Below are 24,833 nucleotides of genomic sequence, written 5' to 3' on the forward strand. Positions count from 1 at the left end.
GGCTGCCCAGTAAACTCCGTCTTGAGCATTTTCGCTTATCTTTGCCTTTACATCATTGCTTTTTGGAACTGCAAAAGACCACGGATTTAAATTGACTTTTGTTGAAACATCCAGTGCCTGTTCGTAGCTCGTGCCGCCTTTCTTCCAGTCTTTCTTCTTCTGTTCCATGTACATATTATATGCCGCTCTAGCTTCCGGGGTATCCTTGTGGCCTGTATTATAGCGAAAATACTCGTATGTAAAATCAGACAGGTCAGAATCGCGCTTGTTAATGCCGCACCATCTGCATGAAAGATAGTAGACTTTTTCTCCCTGCTTGTTTGTGCCTGCAAAGTTCTTGTCAGAAATATCAAACCGTGCAAAGTCGTGCACAGGAGACTTACCAACGCCGTCCGAGAATGTGTGGTTTGGGTTATACTCGCACTTTCCGCACCATTTGCACGAGTAATACCACTCGTTTTTCTGCTGGCATGTCATGTGTTGCTTCATGCGGCTTGCGGTGTAGGCTTTTCCAGTGTAGACGTGGCCGGGACACCACTCTCTTGCGGCGGAATCCCCTTTCTTGAACGCCTCGTACACATCGCCGGAATAGACTTTCACAAAATATACAGGCGACAAAGGCTTTGAACTGTAGCTTAAAAGACCTTTAGGCAATTCGCTTTCGGGCACATATATAGTGCAGACACCATTCATCATGCCGCCGCTAAACCATAATTTATCTTTGTATTTTATAAAGTCGTCCTTATTTCCTGCTTTATATTCCTCTTCAACGAATTCGTCCTGCAATTCATCTATAAAAGCCCAAGCGTCAACTTGCGGACTAAGCCAAACCTCCCTGACATTTCTAAGGCACTCATCTCTCCGCATATATATTTGATGCAGATAGCTAGCAGTGGCTGAAGGATAATCAACAAGCAATCTTGTGATATAAAGGGAGTCATCTTTCCACAGTTTTGATTCATAGTAGCTGTCGCCAAGATCATCGTATTCCTCAATTGGAGTCAAAATCATTTCCCTTTGGTTCGTTTTCCACCACAAGGAATCCGCCTGCTTTTCGCTGTAGATTTGATTTTTTATAATCTCTTTAAATGCGTCACTTATCTGTGTACTAATATCTTTCGCCGGCAGCACGCTTACAAAAAAGCCCATAATCAAAGTTGAAAGCGCGGCAATTTTCAAAGTCTTTTTCATAGAATTTTCCTTATATAAAAATTAAGCGGCTATTTTTTAATAGATTTTTGAAGTTCTTTAACTTGAGAAAGCTCCATCCCCATTATCTTTGCAACTTTTTTCGGAGGAATTCCGTTTAAGAGATAACTTTTTGCCGTATTCAATCTTATTTCTTCCATAGAAGCTGTCCTAGATTGCGGCTTCTGCTCTTCCTCGTGAACTTTTCTCTCTGCTTCTTTTTGATTTGCCACCTGCCTCTTATGCGCCTCTGTAACAGTTGTTGTATCTGTACGCACTACACGGAAGCCAAAGCAGGCGGTTGCGTATTTATATGGCAAGCAATAGTCTACAGATAGAACATAAAACTGTTCAGGAACTGTCCAGCTAGGATTCGTGCTTTGCCAAGTTATAATACCGTCCTTTCCATTCCCAACATGCCAGTATCTTCCATTCTTAACGCCCCAGTACCCGCCATGAAGGCCGCTAACATAATCACCACCCTCGTTTCCCCAGCACCATTCCTCCACATTGCCACTCATGTCATAAAGACCAAAAGCATTCGGCTTCTTCTTTTTTACTTCGTGAGTCTTGTTGCGGCTGTTGCGGATGTACCAGGCGTAATCACCAAGTTTTGACTCATCATCTGTTCCGCTGTAAACATCTTTATCTAAACTGTTTCCTGCACTTGCGGCATATTCCCACTCCAGATTCGTTGGCAGGCGGTATCCGTTCGCGTTCCAGTCGCACTCAACTTCAAACCAGGTTGATTGGTTAAAAATGTAACCTTCTTTTCTGATTGTCATTGTGGGTTTTATACCCCATTTACTCGTGTCTGCTGTAGGCTCTATGCCCCATTTGCTTGTGTCTGTGCTGTCGTTGGCTTTGTAGCAAGGCGTAAGTCCTTCTTTTATAGAACGCTTGTTGCAGTATTCAATTGCGTCAAACCAGCTTACCCGCTCTACAGGGCGATTTTCCTGAATTTCGCCTTTGTCCGGATTAGTTTTGAATTTGCTTGGGTTTGTTCCCATTATGTCTTGATATTCTTTTTGCGTTACCTCGTGGTCGCACATATAGAAATCCCTTGTAAGGGTAACAGCCTGTATTCTCACAAAGTCAGAACCAATGTTTTGTGAATGCCCATTGCTTGAGAGTGCAAGCGACATTACCGCAAACACGGCAAAAAGTTTTAATTGTTTTATTACTGCTTTCATAATGCATCATTTTACCACCTAAAAACGAAATGCACAATGAAAAGCCATTTTTACGAAGCACACTGTATTGAATTCCAATATGCATCCCTTTCGACCATCAAAAGGCAGTGCTATTAACGTACTTTTCATATTACCTGTGCAGGAGATTATCCAATCAAGCCGGATAATGACACCAACTTTTTAAACTTTACATATATAAGAAGAGTTAAAAAGTAAAGCCGCCAAGTCCGAATCACTTGCAGCGGCTTTATAGCAACTATTTAGTGGAGACGACCGATGGAAATCGGGCATTTCCTTTGTTTCAATATACTACAGAAAAACGCTTCCGTCAAACAGTCATATTCTTGCCATCGCAAAACTTCACCTAGCAAAAAGAGGGTTTTTCCATTAGAATGACTTCATCTAAAAAACTATTCGTTGCAAGGAGCTTGGCTTGGCTGACTATCATAAATTTCCTGACGCCCCGGAAGGAACTCCGGTTAGCAATTTTGTTCACCTTCACGTCCACTCAGACTATTCAATTCTGGACGGTGCAAGCAAGATTGACACTCTTGTTGCAAGGGCGAAAGAACTTAATATGCCGGCGCTGGCTCTTACTGACCACGGAAATATGTTCGGCTCGCTCAACTTTGAAAAGCTCTGCCACGTAAACGGAATAAATCCGATTGTAGGTGAAGAATTTTATGTTGCCTGGGGAAGCCACACAGAGCACAATGATGTTCCGTTCGGGCGCAACGGAAAAAACAGCCACTACTTTCATCTTATTCTTTTGTGCGAAAATCAGACTGGCTACAAAAATATGTCATGGCTTTCTTCAATCGCATACACAGAAGGGCTTTACTACGGAAAACCAAGAATAGACTTTGAACTTCTAAAAAAATACCACGAAGGACTTATCTGCCTAAGCGCGTGCATTCAGGGAGAACTTCCGCAGCTTCTTTTAAACGGAAGAGATGAAGACGCATACCGGGTTGCAAAAAAATACAAGGAGCTTTTCGGACCAGACCGCTACTACATAGAAATTCAAGACCACGGGCTAGACGAGCAAAAAGAAGTTGCTGTCAAGCTCATAAAACTTTCCAAAGACCTAGACATTCCGCTTGTTCTTACAAACGATGTTCATTACTGCAACAAGGACGACGCAGAAGCCCAGGACGCTTTAAGGTGCATTGGATTCAAGAAGCTTTTGGACGAGCCACATCAGACAATGGGCGGCGGAAGAAAAGAATGGTATTTAAAGACAGAACAGGAAATGTCAATTCTTTTTCCGAACTACCCGGAAGCAATGGCGAACACTATAAAAATCGCCAATATGTGCAACCTTACAATTCATCAGTACACAACCCCTGAACTAAAAGGCTGTCTTCCGCGGTTTTCTCTTCCAATCGAATTTCAAAAGCACGAAGACTACACGGAAAATCAGGACGACTATGTGAGATGCCTTGTAGAAAAAGGTCTTAGAGTGCGCTACCCGGAAATTACTCAGGCAATTAGGCGGCGGTGCGAATACGAGCTTGGAATTATCTTTAAGATGGGATTTTCTGGCTACTTTCTGATTGTTTGGGAATTTATAAACTGGGCAAAAGAACACGGCATTCCGATTGGTCCGGGACGCGGTTCAGGAGCAGGTTCTCTTGTCGCGTACTGCATGACTATAACAGACATTGATCCGTTCAGGTTCAAGTTGATTTTTGAGCGTTTCTTAAATCCAGAGCGCGTTTCCATGCCGGATTTTGATATAGACATGGACTTCGATTTTAGGCAGAACATCATTCAGCATACAAGAGAAACTTACGGAGAGCCGCAGGTCGGCCACATTGTAACGTTTGGAACATTAAAGCCTAAAAACTGCCTTGCTGACGTTGGACGAATCCTGAACATTCCGCTTTCGATTGTTACAAAAGTAAAAGCCTGCATTCCAGACAATCCAAAGGCAAAACTGAAAAACGCGCTTGAGCCGCCCACAGACAAATTTCCAGACGGCGGACAGCTTATTCCAGTCAGCGAAAATCCAGAGGCGACAATCGGACTTGATAAAAAAACTTTTGACCGCTGGATTGCTCTTTGCAAAAAACTTGAAGGCTTAATCAGAAACACAGGACTTCACGCTTCTGGAATGGTAATCGGACTTACAGCCCTTCCCGACTGGGCGCCAGTTTTCAAAGATCCAAAGACAGGCGAAGTTGCGGTTCAGTACACAATGGACATAATCGAGCCGTGCGGACTTGTAAAATTCGACTACCTTGGACTTAAGACGCTTTCTTTAATCCGCTATGCCGAAAACATAATCAACAAGCATAAAAAGCCAGACGAGCCGGAATTCAAGACAGAAAACGTAAGCGAAACAGATTCCGAGACATTCGACTTATTCTGCCGCGGAGACTCTGTTGCTATCTTCCAGTTTGAATCCCCGGGAATGCAGAAAATATTGCGCCAGTGCCAGCCAAGATGCGTAGAAGAACTTGTAGCCTTGAACGCGCTTTACCGCCCAGGTCCGCTTGACTACATTCCGCAATACATCGAAGGCAAATGGAAGCCTGAAACCGTTCACTATCCAGATCCATGCCTTGAAGGAATTCTAAAGGAAACTTACGGCGTTATGGTTTATCAGGAACAAGTTATGCAGGTTGCGCAGAAGATTGCAGGCTTTTCTCTTGGCGGCGCAGATATGCTTAGACGTGCCATGGGAAAAAAGAAACTTGAAGTCCTCATGGGCAAAAAAGTTGAATTTGAAGAAGGCGCAATAAAACAAGGCTACACAAAAGAGCATGCCGATGAAATTTTTGACATTATGGTGCCGTTTGCTGGCTACGGATTCAACAAGTCCCATGCGGCGGCTTACACAGTTCTTGCATACAGAACAGGCTGGCTTAAAACCCACAAAAAAGCTGAATTTATGGCGGCAAACTTAACCAACGAAATCACTTCCACAGACACGCTGCCAGAATACATTGAAGAAGCGCGCAAAATGGGAATTCCAGTTGATCCGCCGGACGTAAACCGCTCCGACTCAATCTTTGATGTTATCGACGGTCATATTGTGTTCGGTCTCAAGGGAATAAAAGGAATGGGCGAAGGAGCTGCAAGAGCTATTGTTGAAGAGCGCGAGGAAAACGGACCTTACAAGTCTTTTGTGGATTTCATTGAACGGCTAAGCAACAAGGACGTAAACAAAAAAGCCATAGAAGTTCTTATAAAAACTGGCGCATTTGACAACTTGGGGCAAAACCGCGCAACTCTTACCATGAACTTTGAACGCGTAATTGAATACGAAGACAAAAAAAATGCTTCCAAGGAATACGGACAGGCAAGCCTTTTTGAAGATGCCGGAATAAAAGAATTTGAAGACTTTAAGTTTGAAGAATGCGAAGACCTTCCCAAAATGGAACGTCTTAATATGGAAAAAGAACTCATAGGCTGCTTTGTTTCCGGGCATCCTTTGGACGACTATAAAACTGCAATAGAAACCTGCGCAACCTGCAACAGCGAAAATATCGAACGCTGGGCAAAAATAGACAAGGCGGAAAAAGCGTCTTTGGAAGCAAGCGGAAGATCATCTTGGCAGTCAAGAAATTCCGGCAAAACATACATTGCAATTGGAATGCTTCAGGATTTGAAAATCATAATGACTAAAAAAGGCAAGCAGATGGCGTTTGCAAAACTTGCCGACTACAAAGGAATTATTGACGTAACATTCTTTCCTACTGTTTGGGAAAAATATTCAAGCCAGATTGAAGCCGAAAAAGTTTATGCGTTTAAGGGTAAAGTTGACGGCTCACGGGAAGTTCCAAGTTTTCTTGTAGAAACAATTGAAGACATTGCAACATTGCAGCAAAAGGCAATTTCAAGCGTCCACATTCAGCTTGAGCAAGGTTTTTCTTCCGTAAAAGAAATTGCGCCGCTTAGAGATATTTTGTTTGGCGGAACGGGAACTTTGTTAGTATATTTTCATATAGAAATAGACGGAAAAACTTATGTTGTAAAGGCAAACACTCAGCTGACAGTTCCAAACACAAAGGAATATATAGACAGCCTAAAAGACATTTCCGGAGTTCAGGAAGTCTGGACTGAATAATGGCACAGGAGGTTTTTACGCCATGTTTATTTTAAGAATAATTTCAGCTTTTTTATCGCTATATTCTCTTTTATGCCTTTTGCGCATAATAATCACTTGGATTCCAAACTATTCATACAGCAAACCGGCAGACATTCTGGCTCAAATATGCGATCCATACATGAATCTTTTCCGCGGAATAAAATGGCTTAAGTTCGGAAGTTTTGACTTTAGCCCTGCGCTTGCGTTGTGCATTCTAGGCGCAGGCTCGCAGCTTTTTTCCAGTCTTGCAAACGGAGGCTACATTAACCTACAGATGATATTGGCAATGATTCTTGGAATATTTTTTTCAATTCTGTCATCGCTTATTTTCTTTATTATAATTCTTTTTGCAATAAGGCTCATTCTGATAATGATAAACAAGGATTTTTACAACACAAGCGGATTCATGGCAAATCAAATTGACAGTTCAATTTCGCCGATTGTCTATAGAATCGCAAGAACATTCGCGATGGGCAGGCGCATAACTTACAAAGCTGCATTAATAATTTCAATAATCGCTCTTTTAGTTTTGCAGTTTGCATTAAGAATTTTTCTTGCGTTTATTTTATCAATAATTTTGTAAATGATTCTTTCTGAACTTGGAGCCGCTGTAGAAACACTTTCCGGTGTAGGTCCTGCAGCGGCAAAAAAATTCGCCAATCTGAATATTTTCACAGTAGCCGATTTACTTTCTGTTTTTCCACGCGACTACGAAGACAGAACAAAACGGATTCAGCTAAGAGATTATGCAAATTTTCCAAAAGTCCACACAATATGCAAAGTAACGGCTCACCAGTGGTTTGGCTATGGAAAAATGAAAACCTTGAAAATTGCAATAACCGATGGAAGCGCAAACGCTTGGCTTGTTGCATTCAACCGAGACTTTCTTGCAAAATCTCTGCCAGAAGGAAGCATCATCGCCGTAACTGGAAAATTTGAAACAAAATACAACGAGCTTCAGTCTTCATCTTTTGAAGCTTCAAGAATTTCGTTCGACGGAAATTTATCGGACTTTGAAAATGTTCCAGTTCCAGACAGCACGGTAATTCCAATCTATCCGCTTACAGAAGGTCTCACGCAAAAAATCTACAGAAAAACTGTGGCGCAGGCGTTAAGACAATTCGCAAAAAACATAAGCAATGAAATTCCAGAGCAAATCATAAAAGAACGGAATCTTTTAAATAAAAGCGAAGCGATTCTTCTTGTTCATCAGCCGCAAACTTTGAATCAGGCGCAGGAAGCTAGAAAAACTTTAATTTATGAAGAGCTTTATCTTTTTGAATACAAAATGCTCGAACGCGCACTTATGCACCGCGGAATTTTGCCTTCGCAAGATTTTATTCCAGAAGCATATCCATATTTTTCTACGCCAGATTCAGAAACAGGGCTTGAGCAGATAGAAGGTGAATTTCAAAAAAGCCTTTCGCCGCGCCAAAAGAAAATTTTCAGTAGCTTGAATTTTGAGCTTACATTGGACCAGATGAATTCAATTTTAGAAATGAACCGCGACATTGACAAAAGCCAGACAGAATGCAACACAATGCTGAACGCTCCGCACAAACTTTCAAAGCCTCCATTTTCCATGCAGCGGCTTTTACAAGGAGATGTGGGCTCTGGAAAAACCCTTGTGTCTTTTTTTGTCTGCGCACGTACAATTGACTACGGCGGACAATGCGCAATTCTTGCTCCCACAGAACTTCTTGCCCGCCAGCACGCAGAAAACGCCGCAAGACTTTTAGAGCCAGCCGGAATAAGAACAGCATTTCTCACAGGAAATTTAAAAGCTTCTGGAAGGCAGCCTCTTTTAAATGCTCTTAGAGACGGAAACATTGACATTGTAATTGGAACTCACGCGCTTTTCAGCAAAAACACACAATATAAAAATCTTCAGCTTGCGGTAATAGATGAGCAGCATAAATTCGGAGTAACGCAAAGAGAATCGATAATTTCAAAAGGAAGAATTTCATTCAAGCACATGGCGCATTCACCAGACCTTTTAATGATGAGCGCAACACCGATTCCGCAGACATTGGCGCTAACTGCATTCGGCGACCTTGACATAAGCGTAATAAAAACCATGCCAAAAGGAAGGCTTCCTGTAAAAACTTATCTTACAGTTTTCGGAAATGAACGCAACGTCTACGAAGCCATAAGAAAGGAACTGAACGCAGGGCATCAGGCATATTTTGTTTACCCAAGAATCGCAGAAAATCCGCAGGCAGAGCAAACTGACAAAGCCTCATTAAAATCCGCAGAAGAAATGTTCGATTTTCTTTCAAAAGAAGTTTATCCGAATTTCAAATGCGCGCTTATCCACGGAAAAACTGACGATGAACAGCAAGCCGAAATACTAAAAAATTTTTCAAGAGGAAACATTCAAGTTCTTGTTGCAACAACAGTTGTAGAAGTCGGAGTCGATGTTCCAAACGCAACCTGCATCGCAATTGAACACGCTGAACGTTTTGGGCTTGCGGAGCTTCATCAGTTGCGCGGAAGAGTCGGGCGCGGAAAATTCCAGTCATATTGTTTTTTAACTTACAGCAAGAACATCACGGAAACTGGAATCTCACGGTTAAAGGCACTGCATCAAAGCAACGATGGATTTTTCATTGCAGAAGAAGATTTAAAATTGCGCGGTCCTGGAGAAGTCTTTGGAACAGCCCAGTCAGGATATTTTGCATTGAACATAGCTGACTTAAGCCGTGATAAAGAAATTCTTAAGACCGCACGATACGACGCTTTATGCCAGCTTAAGCAACATAATCCTTAAGAGAAATATCGCAGATTTTGTTTGCACGAATTTTTGCAATCGCGTGTTTTTCAATCTGGCGGACACGTTCTCTTGAAAGATTCATTTTTTCACCGACTTCTTTTAATGTTCTTTCGCCCTGACCATTAAGCCCATAGCGCATATTAAGAACTTCAACTGATTTTTTATCCAAACCAACGAAAGCTTTGTCAATTTCTGTTTTCAAAGAAGCATTGATGGCTGCATCTTCCGGCGTAAAAGTTCCAGCAGCAACAGTATCAACAAGCGCAGTATCAGAGTCGCCTCCAACAGGAGAATCCAAGCTTATCATTTCCTGTGAAATATTAAGCATCTCTCTTATGTGATGCTTTGTCATTCCAAGTTTGAGCGCAACTTCTTCAAGTTCTTCTTCCTCTGATTTTTTTCCATGCGGATTTACGCTGTGGCACGCTCTTTTTATTTCAGTAAGCTCAGCATCTTTATTTACAGGAAGACGAATCGGACGGCCAAAATCAACAATAGCTTTCATTATGCTCTGACGAATCCACCAGACAGCATAAGATATAAAATGGTAGCCTTTGCTTACATCAAAATGATCGAGCGCCTTCATAAGTCCAAGATAGCCTTCACTTATCAAATCTTCGTATTCAAGACCTTTGTTCAAATACTGTGAAGCAATTTTTATAACAAAGCGCATATTGGAAGTTAAAAGTTTATCTCTTGCAGCTTTGTCTCCAGCAGCAGCTTTTGTAGCAAGCTGAGTTTCTTCGTCATTTGTAAGAAGAGGAATTCCTTTTATTTCATTAAGATGAATCCTAACAACGTCTAAATCTTTTGATGAAACATTAGCCATTTTCTTGCCTCCAGTATGCTTTTATTTACTTAATAAATAGCATAAAACGTGCCAAGTTATATAAAAACAAGAAAAAAAACAAAATAAAAAAGTTTTTAGATTTCAATAGCAAAAAAATCTGATTTTAATGCGGTTTTCTAGCTTCCAAAAGGCATTTAAAACAAATAAGGCTGCATCAAAATGATACAGCCCATAAAGTGTTTCTTCAAAACGAGCCAAAATGACCCATAAAAAATAAAAAATTACTCTACAACAGCAATAATGTCGCAGTTTTTAAGAATGAGATAGTCTTCACCATCAATCTTAATTCCTGTTCCAGCATACTTATCATACAAAATTTTTTCACCAGGCTTTACAGTAATTTTTTCTTTTTCAGTTCCAGGTCCAACAGCCTCAACAACAGCCTGCTGAGTTTTTTCCTGTGCTGTGTCTGGAATAATAAGTCCGCCAGCTGTTTTTGTTTCTGCGGCAACCTGCTTTACCAAAACTCTGTCTGCCAATGGCTTTACTTTCATTTAAATCCTCCAAATCTATATTTGAAAATTTTTTAAAACTCTGAGCGGTCAACATAAATTAATTGCGCTCTTTTTTTATACTATAAAAATACAAATTTTTTACCTTAAAGTCAAATTCTATGGAAAATAAGTTTCATTTTTCCGCCTGAATTTTTTTCTGAAGCAAACGGACTTTGTTATTTTCAGAATCCAATGAAAGCGCGTATTTTAAAGCTCTTGAAGCTCCATATAAATTTCCCTGCTTCCATTCAAGTTGCGCAATCCTGAACAAAATTTCAGATTTTTCTTTTCCTTCAGATGATTTTGCAGAAGCAATGTTAAGCGAATTTAAAGCTTCTGGCAAACGGTCAACGCTAGCATATAAAACGCCAAGATTGACAAACGCATTTATAATTGAAGAATTTTTTGAAGATGAATTTAATGCGGCAATTCGGTTTCCGTAATTTTCCGCTATAAAATTGTAAAGAGAAATTCCAGATTTAAAGTTTCCCTTTTTGCAGGCAAACCATGCGCAAAGTTCACATTCCCAAAGCTCAAGATTTTCCGGTGAATCCTCAGGTAAAAAATCATACTTCGATTTGTAATACGAATCAAAAAGAGCTTCCGCATCCGGCTCAGAATTTTCATTCAAAAGAGAAAAAACACAATGTTTCAAAACAGATTCAGGATAAATATTTTCCGCAGAAACATTTTTTTCAAGCATAAGCCAAATATCAGAAACTGGCTTTTCAATTTTATCAAACTTATTTTTTTGAGTAACGAGCGCATCCTTTAAAACTAAGGCTTCGGAATTTTTGGAGGCAATAAGAGAATCAAGTTTTTCAAGAACGGAATCAAACGGCACAACCGGAACTTTGTCTTTTTTTTCCATGCTCAAAGTTTTTAGCCCGGCGTTTCTGATTTTTTGCGAAAGAAAATCTTCATGCTGATTTTTTATCTGATCAAGTGAAAATTCGCCAAGAGCCGCAAGCCCCGGCAAATAATCAGGAAAATTAACAGAAAGAAAATCAAGAAGCTTTTGCTCACTTTCAAAGTCGCTTTTACGCTTAGCAAACATCGCGCTGTTCATGTATATTTGCGGCGGAATTTCAGTGAAGTTCTGAATAAGACGTTGTCGAATTTTCTCAGAAGAATTTTCCTCGCCTTCAATATAAAATCCGTCCGATTCAAGAGAAAGAATTTCAGTCTTTGTGGACAAATCAGTTTTTTCTGCAAACGAGGTAAGTTTTGAGCTAGCTTCCAAAGCTGCAATGCTTTCCGCATAAAGTCCTGAATCAAAAAAAATGCAGCCCCAGAAAAGGCTTTCCCTGCTGCTTGAAATTTTATTTGGGTACAAAGCCACAGCGTTTTTAAATTCACCGCCACGCATAAAAATTGAAGCGGCATTAAAAATCCACAAGCTTTCATCCGAACCGTCAAAAGCATTTTTATACACAGAAATAAAATCAGGACTGCAAAAAATTTCTTTTATTTCTTCCGAACTTTTTGTTTCCACAGATTTATTTTTCTTTTTTTTGGAAACAGAATTGAATGCCGATTTTAAAACAGGCTCGCCATTTTCTATAGCAAGCAAGGCTTTCTTTAAAACGCATTCCGCATAAATTGAAGAATATTTGGAATCTTTTAAGCAAAGTGAAATTTGAAATGCTTCCTCAAGACGATTTTCTCTCAAAAGAAAATTCGCATACACGGCGGAAAGCTCAGGATTCTTAGGATTTCTTTTAAGACTTTTTTTTAAAACACGTTCTGCTGATTTTGTTTCACCAAGAAAAAAATACCTCTTTACAATTCCAAGATATTCATAGGAAGCATAGGCTTTTTTTTCAAGTTTTTTTAAGGATTTTAAAGCATCTTCCGCGGAATTCTGAGAAACAGCGGCATCAACAGAATCCAGCACAGAAATAAAAGATGAACCTTCAGAATGAGAAGAGCATGAACAAACTAAAACTGCAGCCAAGCAGCACAAAGCCGCAACGCAGATTGATTTTTTGCTCACGCTACCTCTTCTTTGCTGATTGTATCAAGAATTGCATTTATAAATTTAAAAGAATCGTCTGTTCCGAATTCTTTTGAAATTGCAATAGCCTCATCAATAATTATTGTGGGCTTTAATTCCTTTTGATAAAGCAATGCAAAAACGCTGATACGCAAAATGGAAAGTGTAACTCTGTTCAAGCGGTCAAAATTCCAATTCGCAGTCAAATGCGCCTTTATTTTTTCATCAATTTCCTGAATATGATTTATTGTTCCTGAAATCAGCAAACGGGCAAAATCATAAGACTCCGCCCTCGACTGAGAAAAGTCTTCAGTTTCAGAATTTTCCGTTAAAGTTTCGGGCAGAACAAATTTTCCGCTTGAATTATTTTCAGAATCTTCTTTAAGCCATTCAAGCTTCAGTAAATCTTCAAGAGATGCCTTGCCGACATCATAGGAATAAAGAGCCTGAACCGCAAAAATACGACCGTTTCTTCTGGACACAACAAACTCCTATTGCCAATTAAGGAGCTTTTTAAGAGCATCGCCAGTTTTTTTGCGGTCAACATTTGAAGGAATGTCAAGCGATTTTGAAATTTCCTGTGCGGCTTCTGTAAAATACTGGCTTTGCTTTTGAGAAGTAATGTTGCGCTTTAGATAATCATAGACAGTAACAGTTGTTTCTGGCTGAACAACATCGCTAATTGAAAGCATTTTTGCATCATACTTTTTTAGAACTGCATAAAACTGAAAATCGGAAGCAGTTTCTGTAACTTCAGAAAGATAGCCTGCGGATTTTCCAAAAAGCTCGTTAAGTTTGTCAATTGACCATCCAAGCTGCTGAGCCTGCTGAGCTGTTTTTGCAACTGTAATGTCGCCAGCTCTATAATTAGTTCCGTTTTCGTTTGAATTTTTAATTTCTTCAGATTTTTTTGAATCGCCTTTATATTTGTTTCTTAAGTCTGTTGCCAAAGCACGGGCCGCCATATCATTGCTTCCCTTTGGAACCATAACAAGGAAAAGTTTCATCATATCGTTCCAAACAAAAGTTGACTTGTTCATTTCATAAGCGTTGCGGATTTCTTCATCAGTTGCTGCCACCGCTTGAATCTCAGACTGTTTTTTTGAAAATACATACTGCTGAATAATAAGCTGATTTTTCAAGTAAGCCTTGTATTCTGACTTTGACATTCCGCTATATTCTTTTATATAGTCATCCAAAGATTTTCCAGTCTGTTTTTTTATCAAATCTTCAAGCTGAGCTTCTGAAACACGAGTTCCAAGCTGCTGGCTAAATGTATTCAAGAATGCATCGTCAACCTGGCTGTCTGTAACAGAAAGACCTTCTTTTGCCGCTGCCTGAGTTATCAGTTTTTCAGCAATAAGATTTTCCAAAAGAGCCTGCTTTTGCTCAATAGGAAGAGATTCCATTCCGTACTGCTTCTGAATGAAACTTGCGCGTGTCTTTAACTGCTTTACAGTAATTGTTTCTGATTTATTAAGTTTTACAACTGCAAGAGGCTGCAAGTCACTTTGAGCAAAAGCTCCGAATGCAGCAAAAAAAATCAATAATCCAATAGAAAATTTTTTCATGAAAATTCATCCTTTATAATTCATTTATTAATAAACAGTTATTATTCAGTTCGGTTACACAGTTATTTTTCCAGCGGAAGACCACCGGAAATTACAGCCCTGATTCTGCGCACTCCTGCGGAAGATGACTGTTCCTTCTGGATTTTGAATTCGCCGATCTGTGCCGTGTGCTGGACGTGCGGCCCGCCACAAACTTCCTTGCTGAACCAGTTGTTCTTTTCGCCGATTGTGTAGACTTTTACATCTTCACCATATTTGTTCGTAAACAGGGCGCGCGCACCTTCAGCCTTCGCCTTTTCAAGAGGCATAACTTCCATTGTAACAGGCAAATCTTTTTTAATCTGCTCGTTCACAATGTCCTCGACCTTCTGGATTTCCTCTTTTGTCATCGGACGGTCGAACGTGAAGTCAAATCTCATACGCTCATTCGTGATGTTCGAACCTTTCTGCGCGACTTTGTCTCCAAGAACATTGACAAGCGCCTGCTGAAGCAGGTGGGTTGCCGTGTGATATTTTGTGGTTGTGTCCGACTGTTCGGCAAGTCCGCCTTTTGCTGCTCCAGCATCCTGAGTTTTTGAAGCCTCCTGATGCTTGCGCTCCGCTTCCTTGAATCCCTCTACATCAACGGTGAATCCATTTTCAGCTCCGAGTTCCTGTGTAAGTTCAAGCGGAAAACCGAATGTGTCGTAAAGCCTGAATGCGATTTTACCTGAAATTTCCTTCTTGGGATTTTTCATCAGATTCGGAAGAAGCTTCTGGAATTCCGCCTCGCCCTTGCGCAATGTGTCGCGGAATTTGTTTTCTTCCGCGGAAAGCTCCGTAAAGATTTTTTCCTTGTTCTGCTCAAGCTCCGGATATGCGCACTTGAAATTCTCGATTACTGCCTGCGCGATTTCCGCAAGGAAATTTTTTTCGATTCCAAGCTTCATTCCGTGGCGGACTGCACGGCGGATCAGGCGGCGAAGAACGTAGCCCGCACCGACATTTGAAGGAGAAACGCCTTTCTGGTCGCCAAGAATAAAAACCGCCGAGCGTGAATGGTCTGCGATAATGCGGACACTTCTGTCCTTTTCCTCATCCGTGCCGTATTTATAGGAAGAAAGTTCCTCGATTTTTGCAATGATTGGCTGGAAAACTTCTGTAAGATAAACAGAGGTTTTTCCCTGCAAGATACAGTTTGTGCGCTCAAGCCCCATTCCTGTGTCAACATTTTTCTTTGGAAGTGGAACAAGAGTCTTTTCGTCAATGCGGTTATACTGCATAAAAACATTGTTCCAGATTTCCATCCAGTTTTCGCTGTCAGTTCCTTTGTTTGAGCCGGCAGGCGGAAGTCCTTCTCCAACCCAGTAGAAAATTTCAGTATCAGGACCGCACGGACCTGTCGGACCTGCTGCCCACCAGTTGTCGCTTGCAGGAAGATATGCGATTTTGTCTTGTGGCATTCCGTTTTCTTTCCAGTAAGTTGCAGCTTCTTCGTCGCGCGGAGCATTTTCATCACCGGCAAAAACTGTAACAGAAATTTTCCGCGGATCAAGACCGAGCCATTCTGGACTTGTAAGAAATTCGTAGGAAAATCCGATTGATTCTTTCTTAAAATAATCGCCCAAAGACCAGTTTCCAAGCATTTCAAAACAAGTAAGATGGCTTGGATCGCCAACTTCATCTATATCACCTGTGCGGATGCATTTCTGATAATCTGTAAGGCGTGTTCCGGCCGGATGTTTTTCTCCCAAAAGATACGGAACAAGCGGATGCATTCCGGCAGTTGTAAAAAGTACGGAAGGATCATTTTCTGGAATCAAAGACTGGCCTGAAATTTCAACATGGTTCTTTGATTTAAAAAATTCAATGTATTTTGAACGTAACTCGTTTGCAGTCATAGCAATCAATAGTAAAACTAAATACTTAAATAGTCAATTGTGGATTCATGCTCCGCTAAAAATCAACGAAGCATGAATTTTTCATTTTTTAACAGGAATCAGTTTGTTCCAAAAATTCTGTCGCCAGCATCTCCGAGACCTGGACAAATATATGCGTTTTCGTTCAGGCAACGGTCAAGATGCCCAATGTAAAGTTTTACATCGGGATGCGCTTTTGTTAAAACTTCAACACCTTCTGGGGCTGCAATTATGCACATAAATTTTATGTTTTTTCCGCCACGCTTTTTTATAAAATCAACTGCGGAAACAGCAGAACCTCCAGTTGCAAGCATTGGATCAACAATTACAATTTGACGCTGCTCAAGAGAATCCGGCATTTTGCAGTAATATTCTTCAGCTTGATGAGTTTTTTCATTGCGGCTCAAACCGATATGTCCGACTTTTGCGGAAGGAACAAGAGTCAGCATTCCATTCATCATTCCAAGACCAGCGCGAAGAATCGGAACAACAACAAGTTTTTTTCCAGAAAGCATCGGTGTTTTGCAAATTTCAATTGGGGTTTTTACTTCAACATCTTCTACAGGAAGATCTCGCAAAGCTTCGTAGCCCATTAAAACTGCAATTTCTTCAACAAGTTTTCTGAACTCATTTGTTCCAGTTTTTTCATCACGGAGCATTGAAATTTTATGCTGAATCAGCGGATGATTTAAAAAAACTACATTTTTATTTTCCATAAATTACTCTTTTTCCGAAGCCTTCTTTTCAGGCAAAAGCATATTCAAAATTATTCCAACCAAAGCTCCAGTTGCCAAGCCGGAAAGTCCGAGAGTTAGTCCGCCGATGTGAATATTCACAGCTCCTGCGGAACTGTATTTTATTCCGATTGAAAGAACCAGAATTAACGCTGCGATAATTACGTTGCGTGAATTTTTAAAATCAACTTGGCTTTCAACAATGTTTCTTACACCGACTGCGGAAATCATTCCGTAAAGCACAATTGAAATTCCGCCGCAAGTTGCAGCTGGCATCGCGCTTATTAACGCTGCAAACTTTGGAGAGAACGAAAACAAAATTGCAATCACTGCCGCAATTCTGATTACACGAGGATCGTAAACTCTTGACAAAGTAAGAACGCCGGTGTTTTCGCCGTAAGTTGTGTTCGCAGGCGCGCCGAAAAGTGAAGCTACAAGAGTTGCAAGTCCGTCCCCCAAAAGTGTTCTGTGAAGTCCGGGATTTTCAAAATAATTTCTGTTTACAGTTGATGAAATTGCGGCAATGTCTCCGATGTGCTCCATCATAGTTGCAATCGCAATCGGAACAATCGTAACTATAGAAGTTATAATTAATGAAGTGTCGGGATTTTCAAAAATTGCAAAAACTGTGTTTTCTTTTAAAACTGGAAGTCCAATCCAAGCCGCGTTTTTTACAGAAGTAAAATCAACTTCGCCAAGTATTCCTGCAAAAACATAAGAAACAACAGCCGCAAGAAGAATCGGAATAATTTTTATCATTCCCTTTCCCCAGATAACGCAAGCAACAATTACAAGAACCGCTGAAAAAGCAACAAGCCAGTTCCTCGAGCAATTGTCTACTGCCGACTGTGAAAGTGTAAGTCCAATCGAAATTATAATTGGACCTGTAACAACCGGCGGAAAGAAGCGCATTACTTTTTTTACACCGAAAACTTTTACAAGAACAGCAAGCAGAAAATACAAAGCCGCAGAACAAGCAACGCCAAGACACGCATAAGGCAAAAGATGTTTTTCACCGTTCGGGGCAATTGTCATGTAGCCTGCAAGGAATGCAAATGACGAGCCTAAGAAAGCCGGAACTTTTCCTTTTGTAAAAAAGTGAAATATAAGAGTTCCGATTCCAGCAAACAAAAGCGTAGAAGAAACGCTAAGCCCCGTAAGCTGCGGAACAAGAACTGTTGCGCCGAACATTGCAAACATGTGCTGAACACCAAGTGCAAGCATTCTAGGCTTTCCCAAAGTGCGCGCATCATAAACCGCATTTAAATTATCATTAGACATTTTTACTCCTGAGATTAAGCTTCTGCTTTCTTATGTTTTCTAAGAAAAAACAAAAATCCAGCAATTACTGCCATTCCGAACAAAATAGGAAGAATCGGATTTTTTACAAGTCCGGCAATCAAATAGCAGACAAAAGAAACACTTGCAACAGAAAGCGCGTAAGGAAGCTGAGAATTAACATGGTTCACGTGAACACATTCCGCACCAGCACTTGCCATTATAGTTGTATCAGAAATTGGAGAGCAGTGATCACCGCAAACAGCTCCTGCCATGCACGCTGAAATTGAAATAATCATAAGATTGTAATCACTTCCATTGAAAACAGCGACTACAATCGGAATAAGAATTCCAAATGTTCCCCAGGAAGTTCCAGTTGCAAAGGCAAGAAAAGCTCCGATTACAAATATAATTGCAGGAAGGAAATTCAGCATTCCAGAAGCATAAGTTTGAACAAATGATGAAACAAATTCTTTTGAGCCAAGACTATCTGTCATGGATTTCAAAGTCCAGGCAAGTGTCAAAATCAAAATGGCAGGAACCATGGCTTTAAATCCGTCTGGAATACAAGACATACAGTCTTTAAAGCTCAAAACGCGGCGCAAAACAAAAACAATCAAAGTCAAAATCAGCGCGCCAAAAGAACCGTACATAAGTCCAACGGAAGCATCGCAGCCAGAAAAAGCCGCAACAAATCCGCGGTGATCTTCGCCTGAAGCAAAAAATCCGCCGGTATAAATCATTCCGATTACACAGAAAACGATAAGCGAAATAATCGGGAACACAAGATCCAAAACTTTTCCTTTTGCAGCCGGAAGTTTTTTCTCTTCAAGTTCATCAGAAGAAGATGAAGATACCGCAGCTTCAAAACCTTTCATAGGACCAAAGTCAACTCCGGAAATAACAATTGCAAAAAGAGCAAAGATTGTAAGAAGCGCGTAAAAATTATAAGGAATCGCTTTTATAAAAAGCTGAAATCCGTCCTCGCCTTCAACAAATCCTGTTACTGCCGCAGCCCAAGAACTGATAGGCGCAATAATACAAACCGGAGCCGCAGTTGAATCAATAAGATAAGCAAGTTTTTCTTTTGAAACTTTGTATCTATCTGTAATCGGGCGCATTACGCTTCCAACTGTGAGGCAGTTAAAATAGTCGTCAATGAAAACAATTATCCCAAGAAAAATAGTTGCAATCTGCGCATTCTTTTTTGACTTTATGCGTTTTTTTGCCCATTCACCAAAAGCAGCAGAACCGCCTGCCTTGTTCATAAGCGCAACCATTATTCCAAGAATAACAAGGAAAATCAAAATTCCAACATTATAAGAATCAGACAGAGAACCTACGAATCCGTCTTTAAAAACGTGATTTATTGTTCCTGCAAAACTGAATCCTGAATAAAAAAGACCGCCAATTAAAATTCCGATGAATAAAGAAGAATAAACTTCCTTTGTTATAAGCGCCAGACAAATTGCCACGACTGGCGGAACTAAAGACCAAAATGTTCCTATCATTTTTCTTCCTCTTTCTTAAATTCAGTTTCAAGCGGTTCTGAAATTCCGCAGTTTTCAAGTTTCTGAAAAACTTTTATTGCATACTCAACTACATCCAAAGAAGTTGCAGAACAATAAGTTTTTAAATTTGTCAGTTCTTTTATTACCTGAACATTTGTCATAGAAACCTCCTATCTATAAAACAAATTTTATACAGCAGTAAGTTCCTGCATGAATTTCAAAACTTTATCAGGGCAAGAGGAAACGCAGGTTCCACAACTTGTACATTTTGAATAATCAATCGCAGGAATTCCAGAGGAAAGATCAATGCACTGCTCAGGACATTTTTTTGCGCAGATTCCGCATTTAAAGCATCCGGCAGAACAGTCTTTTCTAATCTGAGGCTTATTGTCGTTATGACAAGAACAAAGCGCAACAGGACCTTTTACTTCGATATTTGTAATGCTGAAAAGTTTTTTAGGACAAGCCTTTGCACATTTTCCGCAACCAACACATTTTGAATAATCAACATGAGGAAGCCCGTCATTTCCCATTGACAATGCGCCAAACGGACAAGAAGAAACGCAGTCTCCAAGGCCAATGCATCCAAAAGCACACAACTTTGTTCCATTTATAGAAAGCTGGGCGGCTTTGCAAGTTTGAACGCCATTGTAAATTCCTTTTGTTCCAGCGCATTCATTTGTTCCATGGCAAGCAAGAACAGCAGCCTTTTTTGCAGAATCAGATTCATCTCCTGACAAGCCTAAAATTTTATTTAATGCCGCTGAAACAGACGGTCCGCCTGCAACACATCCATTTGCAGGAGCTTCGCCTTTTACAACAGCAACAGCAAACGAATCGCAGCCAGCATATCCGCAGCCTCCGCAGTTAGCGCCGGGAAGAGCTTCTCTTGCCTGGGAAACTTTTGGATCAACTTCAACTGAAAATATTTTTTTAAAAAGCCCTAGAAGCGTGCCAAGAATAAAACCAATCAGCAGAGCAATAACAACTGTTAAAATAATCGTATTCATAAAGTTCCTCCACTGAATTATTTTATAAGACCTTTAAAGCCTAAAAACGCAAGACTCAAAAGTCCGGCAGCAACATAAAGAATTGGAGTCCCTTTGAAAGCTTCAGGAATTTTTGCAATTTTAATTCTGCTTCTTACCCCCGACATAACCACCATGCTCAAAAGAAATCCGCAGGCTGTTCCAAAAGCATAAACAATGCTCTGTAAATAATTGTAGTCTTTGCTTATGCAGTTTATTGTAACACCAAGAACCGCACAGTTTGTTGTAATCAGCGCAAGATAAACGCCCATTGAAGAATAAAGTCCAGGCGCGGATTTTTTCAGATAAAATTCAACAAGCTGAACAAGAGAAGCAATTACAAGAATAAAAAACAACGTTTGCAAAAATTCCAGTCCAAGCGGAATCATCACAAATTTATACAAAGGCCAAGTAACAACAGTTGCAAGAATAATAACAAAAGTCGTAGCAAGTCCCATTCCAGAAGCCTTGCCAGTTTCAGCAGTCATTCCGATAAAAGGGCAGATTGCCAAATACTGAATAAAAACAACGTTGTCAACAATTGCTGACTTTATAAAAAGCTGAATCATATCAGTCATTTTGCAGCCTCCTTTCTATTTTTTAAAGCCTGAACTGCCGCTCCAAGAAGTCCAAAAACAATGAAGCCGCCAGGCGCACTGTTTAAAATTCCAATTCTGTATGCTTCAGGAATAAGCTCAAGTTTTACAGAAGTTCCAGCCATCAAAGTTCCGCCGCCAAAAAATTCACGCACAAGAGAAATCACAACAAGAACACAAGTATAGCCAATTCCCATTCCGAGCGCATCAAGAATAGAATTTCCGACATTGTTCTTTGAAGCAAAAGATTCAACGCGTCCCATGATAATGCAGTTTACAACAATCAGCGGAAGAAAAACTCCCAGCGCATCGTACAAAGATTCAACATAAGCTTGAAGCACAAACTGAACAATAGTTGTAAACGCCGCAATAATAATTATAAAAATTGGAAGGCGGATTGCGTTAGGAATACATTTTCTAAAAATGCTGATTACAAGTTCGCTCATAAGAAGAACAAACGTCATGCTCATTCCCATGCCAAGTCCGTTAAAAATACTTGTTGTAACTCCAAGAGAAGAACACAAGCCAATATTTAAAACCAAAAGCGGATTTTCCTTTAAGAAACCGTTTGTAAAAATTTGAAGCTGCTTGTTCATATTAATTAAACTCCTGACCATCAAGAACTTTCAAAAGACATTCTGTTCCTGCGGAAATAAGATTGCCAATGCCAACGCTAGTTATTGTTGCTCCAGAAATAGAATCAAAAGTCTGACCGGCAACAAATCCGTCTTTAGCATTTTTTCCTTCAAATTGTCCATAAAATGTTTTTCCGTTTGCAAGCGTAAAAGTCGAATCATTTGCCTTTAAGCCGAATCCAGGAGAATCCGTAAGTTCCAAAAACTGCAAGCCTGTAACAGTTCCGTCGGATTTCATTCCAACCATGATTGTGCCTTTGTCATAAGTCGGACCTGTAACTTGGGCAACTCCGCCAATTACATTTTCACCTTGTTTTGCAATAAAAATATTTTGTATTGTAATAGAAGAATTTGAAGCTGGAGGAAATGAATCAACGGCTTCAAAAGAATCAGCATCTTTTACAACAGCTTTCATTGCGGCATTCGCTTTGTTAAGTTTATTCTGCGCAATCCGCCCGTAAGTAAAATTATTTACAATGGCAAGAACTGTGCAAGCCGCCATTGCATAAACCGCAAGGACAATTCCAAGCCCAAGCATTTCCAAGACTGAATTTTTCTGGCTCATTTTTCAGCCTCCGCGTTTTTTTTCTGTTCTAAAGGAACTGCATTTGAAATATCAAAGTCCTGTATTATTTTTTTTGGAGCAGGCTTTCTGTTTCCCTTTTTTCCGTAGCCATATTTTCTTGCAGAAAGATTATTCAAGAAAGGCGCAACAGCATTCATAATCAAAATGCTAAACATTACACCTTCTGGGTATCCACCAAATTTTCTTATCAAGAAAGTTATAAGTCCGCAGCCAAAGCCAAATACAAGCCGGCCTTTTTTTGTAACAGGAGCAGTTGAATAATCCGTAACCATAAAAGTCGCTCCGAACAAAAGTCCTCCACTCAAAAGTGCAAAAAGAACATCTCCTCCGGAAACAAATGTGCAGACAGCAACAGTTCCAATCATAGCAACAGGAGCTCTCCAGTCGATTATTTTTGTAAAAGCAAGGAAAGCAAATGAAAGCAAAATCAAAAGAATTGAAGTTTCGCCAATACAGCCAGCCCGGTTTCCAAAAAAGTATTGAAGATAAACAGAACTGTCTGCAACGAATGAACCAGCCTTAACTTGACTCAAAATTGTCGCGCTTGAAATTGCATCTGTTGCCGGATTAAACCAAGACGCACCCAAAGCAACTGGAAAACTTATGAACATAAAAGCTCGTCCAGTAAGAGCCGGGTTAAAAACGTTGCTTCCGATTCCTCCAAAAAGTCCTTTCGCAATAACAATGGCAACCAACGCGCCAAGAACTGTCATCCACAAAGGCGTTGTAGACGGAATTACAAGAGCAAGCAAAACTCCCGTTACGCAGCAAGACAAATTTGAAACAACAATTTTTTGACGTGTAATTTTCTGAAACAAAAATTCAAAAACAAAACAAGAAGCAACAGAAACAAGAATTGTCGCCAAAGCAGGAAGTCCAAAAACAATAACGCCATAAACACATTCAGGAAGCAGCGAAATCAAAACCGCAAGCATTATTTTTTGAGTTGAAAGTCCGGCTGTGAAATGCGGACTAGAAGAAAGAAACATTTTATTTTCAGAGTTCATTTTTTTACAGCCTCCTTTGCTTTTGCCGCCGCAATCTGTTCTCTTACAATGGACTTTCCAATTCTGAAACGCTGAACAAGTCTGACATTTGCAGGACAAGCATAAGCGCAACATCCGCATTCAATGCAGTCCATAAGGCCAAGTTTTTTAGCATTTGAAATATTTTCAGCCTTAAGTTCACGAACCATAAGAACCGGGCTTAAATGCATTGCGCAGACAGACACACACATTCCGCATCCAATGCACTGCTCTTCATCAACAAGATAAGTTTCATCTTTTGTGAGGAAAGTAATTCCGCTTGTTCCTTTTGCAACTGGAAAATTCATATCAGGCATAGCAAAGCCCATCATCGGACCGCCGGAAATAATTTTTACAGCCGAATTTTCTTTTAAAGAAAAATATTCAGGAGACAAATCTGAAATCACTGTTCCAACTGGAACTTTTAAGTTGCATGGATTTTCTACTGCGCCGCCGGAAATTGTAAGGCTGCGTTCAATCAAAGGTTTTCCAAGCCTGAAAGCATCGCTTATCGCGCAGACAGTTCCAACATTTGAAATAATCACGCCAGCATCGGCAGGGAGTTTTCCAGAAGGAATTTCAACGCCAAGGCAAGAAGAAACTATAAATTTTTCAGAACCCTGCGGATATTTCGTTTTGACAAGCATAACACAAATATCGTCAGCGTAGCCTTTTTCAACTATAATTTTTTCAAGGGAAGGTTTTATGTAAGCCTTGTTGTCTTCAAGCGCAATTATTCCCGCCGCGCCAACAAGATTCAAAATTATCGCAAGTCCATCTATAAGTTTTTCCGGAGTTTCAATCATCGTCCGCTCATCGCAAGTAAGATAAGGCTCGCATTCTGCAGCGTTGACCAAAACATAATCAATTTCTTTGTCTTCCGGAGGATTTAGTTTTACGTGCGCAGGAAAAGACGCGCCGCCCATTCCTACAATTCCGGCTTCTTTTATCCGCTCAAGAACTTTTTCTTTTCCGCATGTAAACGGATCTAGCGGATCCATAAATTCAACATTATCCGAACCGTCAGCCTCGATAACAATGCAAGGCGCAGTCATTCCGCCAGTAACAGTAAAATTCTGAATCTTCTTTACTTTTCCTGAAATAGAAGAATGAACGGGCACTGACATGAATTTTTCACCCGAAGCAATTTTCTGTCCTTTTGCAACAGAATCTCCAACTTTTACGAGCGGAGTGTTTGGAGCGCCGCCCATGGTGATTGGAATCGTAACCGTTTTAGAAGAAGGAAACGCCTCTTTTATCGGACATTTATTTGTAAGCTCCTTCATTTCCAACGGAAAGATTCCGCCTTTAAAAGTGTGTGTTTTCATGGAAACAATTTTACTATAGAAATCGCAAAAAGTCGATAATTTCAAACAACGAA

The 24,833-nt window shown here is 40.2% G+C and carries 21 protein-coding genes; 3 read left to right on the top strand and 18 right to left on the bottom strand.

The genetic code is table 11. From position 1 onward, the window contains the following. Together B4C08_RS07175 and B4C08_RS07180 are read right to left on the bottom strand one after the other, a co-directional pair. A partial coding sequence (locus B4C08_RS07175; RefSeq protein ID WP_296664173.1) for a hypothetical protein occupies positions 1-1,191 on the bottom strand: 1,191 nt, incomplete at its 3' end. 29 nt (positions 1,192-1,220) lie between these two features. Beyond that, the gene (locus tag B4C08_RS07180; protein ID WP_296664174.1) at positions 1,221-2,381 is read right to left on the bottom strand and encodes a formylglycine-generating enzyme family protein; all 1,161 of its coding nucleotides are present in this window, start codon (positions 2,379-2,381) and stop codon (positions 1,221-1,223) included. 433 nt (positions 2,382-2,814) lie between these two features. On the opposite strand from B4C08_RS07180, the gene dnaE reads away from it, so the two are divergent. From dnaE to recG, 3 genes are read left to right on the top strand one after another with little or no spacing between them, the layout of a single operon-like run. Beyond that, positions 2,815-6,456 carry a DNA polymerase III subunit alpha gene (gene dnaE, locus B4C08_RS07185; protein ID WP_296664175.1) on the top strand — a complete coding sequence of 1,214 codons (3,642 nt, stop codon included), beginning with the start codon at positions 2,815-2,817 and terminating at the stop codon, positions 6,454-6,456. Between the two features lie 22 nt (positions 6,457-6,478). Continuing rightward, entirely contained in the window at positions 6,479-7,060 is a 582-nt protein-coding gene (locus B4C08_RS07190; protein WP_296664176.1) for a YggT family protein, read from the top strand. Beyond that, the gene (gene recG / locus B4C08_RS07195; RefSeq protein ID WP_296664177.1) at positions 7,061-9,247 is read left to right on the top strand and encodes an ATP-dependent DNA helicase RecG; all 2,187 of its coding nucleotides are present in this window, start codon (positions 7,061-7,063) and stop codon (positions 9,245-9,247) included. It begins immediately after the preceding gene. Here the strand turns inward: recG and B4C08_RS07200 are convergent. The 16 genes from B4C08_RS07200 to rsxC form a co-directional block, all read right to left on the bottom strand. Next, positions 9,228-10,079, bottom strand: coding sequence for a sigma-70 family RNA polymerase sigma factor (locus B4C08_RS07200; protein ID WP_296664178.1), 852 nt, complete (start codon positions 10,077-10,079; stop codon positions 9,228-9,230). The genes recG and B4C08_RS07200 overlap by 20 nt on opposite strands. Positions 10,080-10,321: 242 nt before the next feature. Then, a complete protein-coding gene (locus B4C08_RS07205) occupies positions 10,322-10,594 on the bottom strand; it encodes a co-chaperone GroES (protein ID WP_013700724.1) in 273 nt (90 codons plus the stop codon). Between the two features lie 133 nt (positions 10,595-10,727). Beyond that, entirely contained in the window at positions 10,728-12,590 is a 1,863-nt protein-coding gene (locus tag B4C08_RS07210; protein WP_296664179.1) for a tetratricopeptide repeat protein, read from the bottom strand. After that, positions 12,587-13,072, bottom strand: coding sequence for a transcription antitermination factor NusB (gene nusB, locus B4C08_RS07215; protein WP_296664180.1), 486 nt, complete (start codon positions 13,070-13,072; stop codon positions 12,587-12,589). The genes B4C08_RS07210 and nusB overlap by 4 nt, the downstream gene beginning before the upstream one ends. Positions 13,073-13,081: 9 nt before the next feature. After that, positions 13,082-14,161, bottom strand: a complete 1,080-nt coding sequence (locus B4C08_RS07220; protein WP_295796253.1) for a SurA N-terminal domain-containing protein — start codon at positions 14,159-14,161, stop codon at positions 13,082-13,084. 62 nt (positions 14,162-14,223) lie between these two features. Then, positions 14,224-16,041, bottom strand: a complete 1,818-nt coding sequence (locus tag B4C08_RS07225; protein ID WP_296664181.1) for an alanine--tRNA ligase — start codon at positions 16,039-16,041, stop codon at positions 14,224-14,226. Between the two features lie 98 nt (positions 16,042-16,139). Beyond that, the gene (upp, locus tag B4C08_RS07230; protein WP_295796245.1) at positions 16,140-16,775 is read right to left on the bottom strand and encodes a uracil phosphoribosyltransferase; all 636 of its coding nucleotides are present in this window, start codon (positions 16,773-16,775) and stop codon (positions 16,140-16,142) included. Between the two features lie 3 nt (positions 16,776-16,778). Further along, the gene (locus B4C08_RS07235; protein WP_295796242.1) at positions 16,779-18,074 is read right to left on the bottom strand and encodes a uracil-xanthine permease family protein; all 1,296 of its coding nucleotides are present in this window, start codon (positions 18,072-18,074) and stop codon (positions 16,779-16,781) included. Between the two features lie 14 nt (positions 18,075-18,088). Beyond that, entirely contained in the window at positions 18,089-19,582 is a 1,494-nt protein-coding gene (locus B4C08_RS07240; RefSeq protein WP_296664182.1) for a Na+/H+ antiporter NhaC family protein, read from the bottom strand. Continuing rightward, complete coding sequence (locus tag B4C08_RS07245) at positions 19,579-19,743, bottom strand: hypothetical protein (protein ID WP_273352940.1); 165 nt, start codon at positions 19,741-19,743, stop codon at positions 19,579-19,581. Before B4C08_RS07245 ends, B4C08_RS07240 begins: the two co-directional genes overlap by 4 nt. A gap of 27 nt (positions 19,744-19,770) precedes the next feature. Continuing rightward, positions 19,771-20,592: an RnfABCDGE type electron transport complex subunit B gene (locus B4C08_RS07250; RefSeq protein ID WP_295796230.1), complete on the bottom strand. Its 822-nt coding sequence runs from the start codon at positions 20,590-20,592 to the stop codon at positions 19,771-19,773. 17 nt (positions 20,593-20,609) lie between these two features. Further along, entirely contained in the window at positions 20,610-21,188 is a 579-nt protein-coding gene (locus B4C08_RS07255; protein ID WP_295796228.1) for an electron transport complex protein RnfA, read from the bottom strand. Next, on the bottom strand, positions 21,185-21,802 hold the full coding sequence (gene rsxE / locus B4C08_RS07260; RefSeq protein ID WP_296664183.1) for an electron transport complex subunit RsxE: 618 nt from the start codon (positions 21,800-21,802) through the stop codon (positions 21,185-21,187). The genes B4C08_RS07255 and rsxE overlap by 4 nt, the downstream gene beginning before the upstream one ends. A gap of 1 nt (position 21,803) precedes the next feature. Further along, positions 21,804-22,406, bottom strand: a complete 603-nt coding sequence (locus B4C08_RS07265; protein WP_296664184.1) for an FMN-binding protein — start codon at positions 22,404-22,406, stop codon at positions 21,804-21,806. Next, the gene (locus B4C08_RS07270) at positions 22,403-23,434 is read right to left on the bottom strand and encodes an RnfABCDGE type electron transport complex subunit D (RefSeq protein ID WP_295796221.1); all 1,032 of its coding nucleotides are present in this window, start codon (positions 23,432-23,434) and stop codon (positions 22,403-22,405) included. Before B4C08_RS07270 ends, B4C08_RS07265 begins: the two co-directional genes overlap by 4 nt. Beyond that, entirely contained in the window at positions 23,431-24,780 is a 1,350-nt protein-coding gene (gene rsxC / locus B4C08_RS07275; RefSeq protein ID WP_296664185.1) for an electron transport complex subunit RsxC, read from the bottom strand. The genes B4C08_RS07270 and rsxC overlap by 4 nt, the downstream gene beginning before the upstream one ends. Positions 24,781-24,833: the final 53 nt, after the last annotated feature.

It is taken from the genome of Treponema sp. UBA753 (assembly GCF_002297325.1).
In the GTDB taxonomy this organism is placed as follows: Bacteria; Spirochaetota; Spirochaetia; order Treponematales; family Treponemataceae; genus Treponema_D.

Excerpts from the sequence above, each read along its gene's own strand:
- B4C08_RS07205 (WP_013700724.1), bottom strand. The coding sequence starts at position 10,594 with ATGAAAGTAAAGCCATTGGCAGACAGAGTTTTGGTAAAGCAGGTTGCC.
- recG (WP_296664177.1), top strand. The coding sequence starts at position 7,061 with ATGATTCTTTCTGAACTTGGAGCCGCTGTAGAAACACTTTCCGGTGTA.
- B4C08_RS07220 (WP_295796253.1), bottom strand. The coding sequence starts at position 14,161 with ATGAAAAAATTTTCTATTGGATTATTGATTTTTTTTGCTGCATTCGGA.
- B4C08_RS07250 (WP_295796230.1), bottom strand. The coding sequence starts at position 20,592 with ATGAATACGATTATTTTAACAGTTGTTATTGCTCTGCTGATTGGTTTT.
- B4C08_RS07235 (WP_295796242.1), bottom strand. The coding sequence starts at position 18,074 with ATGTCTAATGATAATTTAAATGCGGTTTATGATGCGCGCACTTTGGGA.
- B4C08_RS07180 (WP_296664174.1), bottom strand. The coding sequence starts at position 2,381 with ATGAAAGCAGTAATAAAACAATTAAAACTTTTTGCCGTGTTTGCGGTA.
- upp (WP_295796245.1), bottom strand. The coding sequence starts at position 16,775 with ATGGAAAATAAAAATGTAGTTTTTTTAAATCATCCGCTGATTCAGCAT.
- B4C08_RS07265 (WP_296664184.1), bottom strand. The coding sequence starts at position 22,406 with ATGAGCCAGAAAAATTCAGTCTTGGAAATGCTTGGGCTTGGAATTGTC.
- rsxE (WP_296664183.1), bottom strand. The coding sequence starts at position 21,802 with ATGAACAAGCAGCTTCAAATTTTTACAAACGGTTTCTTAAAGGAAAAT.
- B4C08_RS07270 (WP_295796221.1), bottom strand. The coding sequence starts at position 23,434 with ATGAACTCTGAAAATAAAATGTTTCTTTCTTCTAGTCCGCATTTCACA.
- B4C08_RS07190 (WP_296664176.1), top strand. The coding sequence starts at position 6,479 with ATGTTTATTTTAAGAATAATTTCAGCTTTTTTATCGCTATATTCTCTT.
- B4C08_RS07245 (WP_273352940.1), bottom strand. The coding sequence starts at position 19,743 with ATGACAAATGTTCAGGTAATAAAAGAACTGACAAATTTAAAAACTTAT.
- rsxC (WP_296664185.1), bottom strand. The coding sequence starts at position 24,780 with ATGAAAACACACACTTTTAAAGGCGGAATCTTTCCGTTGGAAATGAAG.
- B4C08_RS07225 (WP_296664181.1), bottom strand. The coding sequence starts at position 16,041 with ATGACTGCAAACGAGTTACGTTCAAAATACATTGAATTTTTTAAATCA.
- B4C08_RS07255 (WP_295796228.1), bottom strand. The coding sequence starts at position 21,188 with ATGACTGATATGATTCAGCTTTTTATAAAGTCAGCAATTGTTGACAAC.
- B4C08_RS07200 (WP_296664178.1), bottom strand. The coding sequence starts at position 10,079 with ATGGCTAATGTTTCATCAAAAGATTTAGACGTTGTTAGGATTCATCTT.
- B4C08_RS07240 (WP_296664182.1), bottom strand. The coding sequence starts at position 19,582 with ATGATAGGAACATTTTGGTCTTTAGTTCCGCCAGTCGTGGCAATTTGT.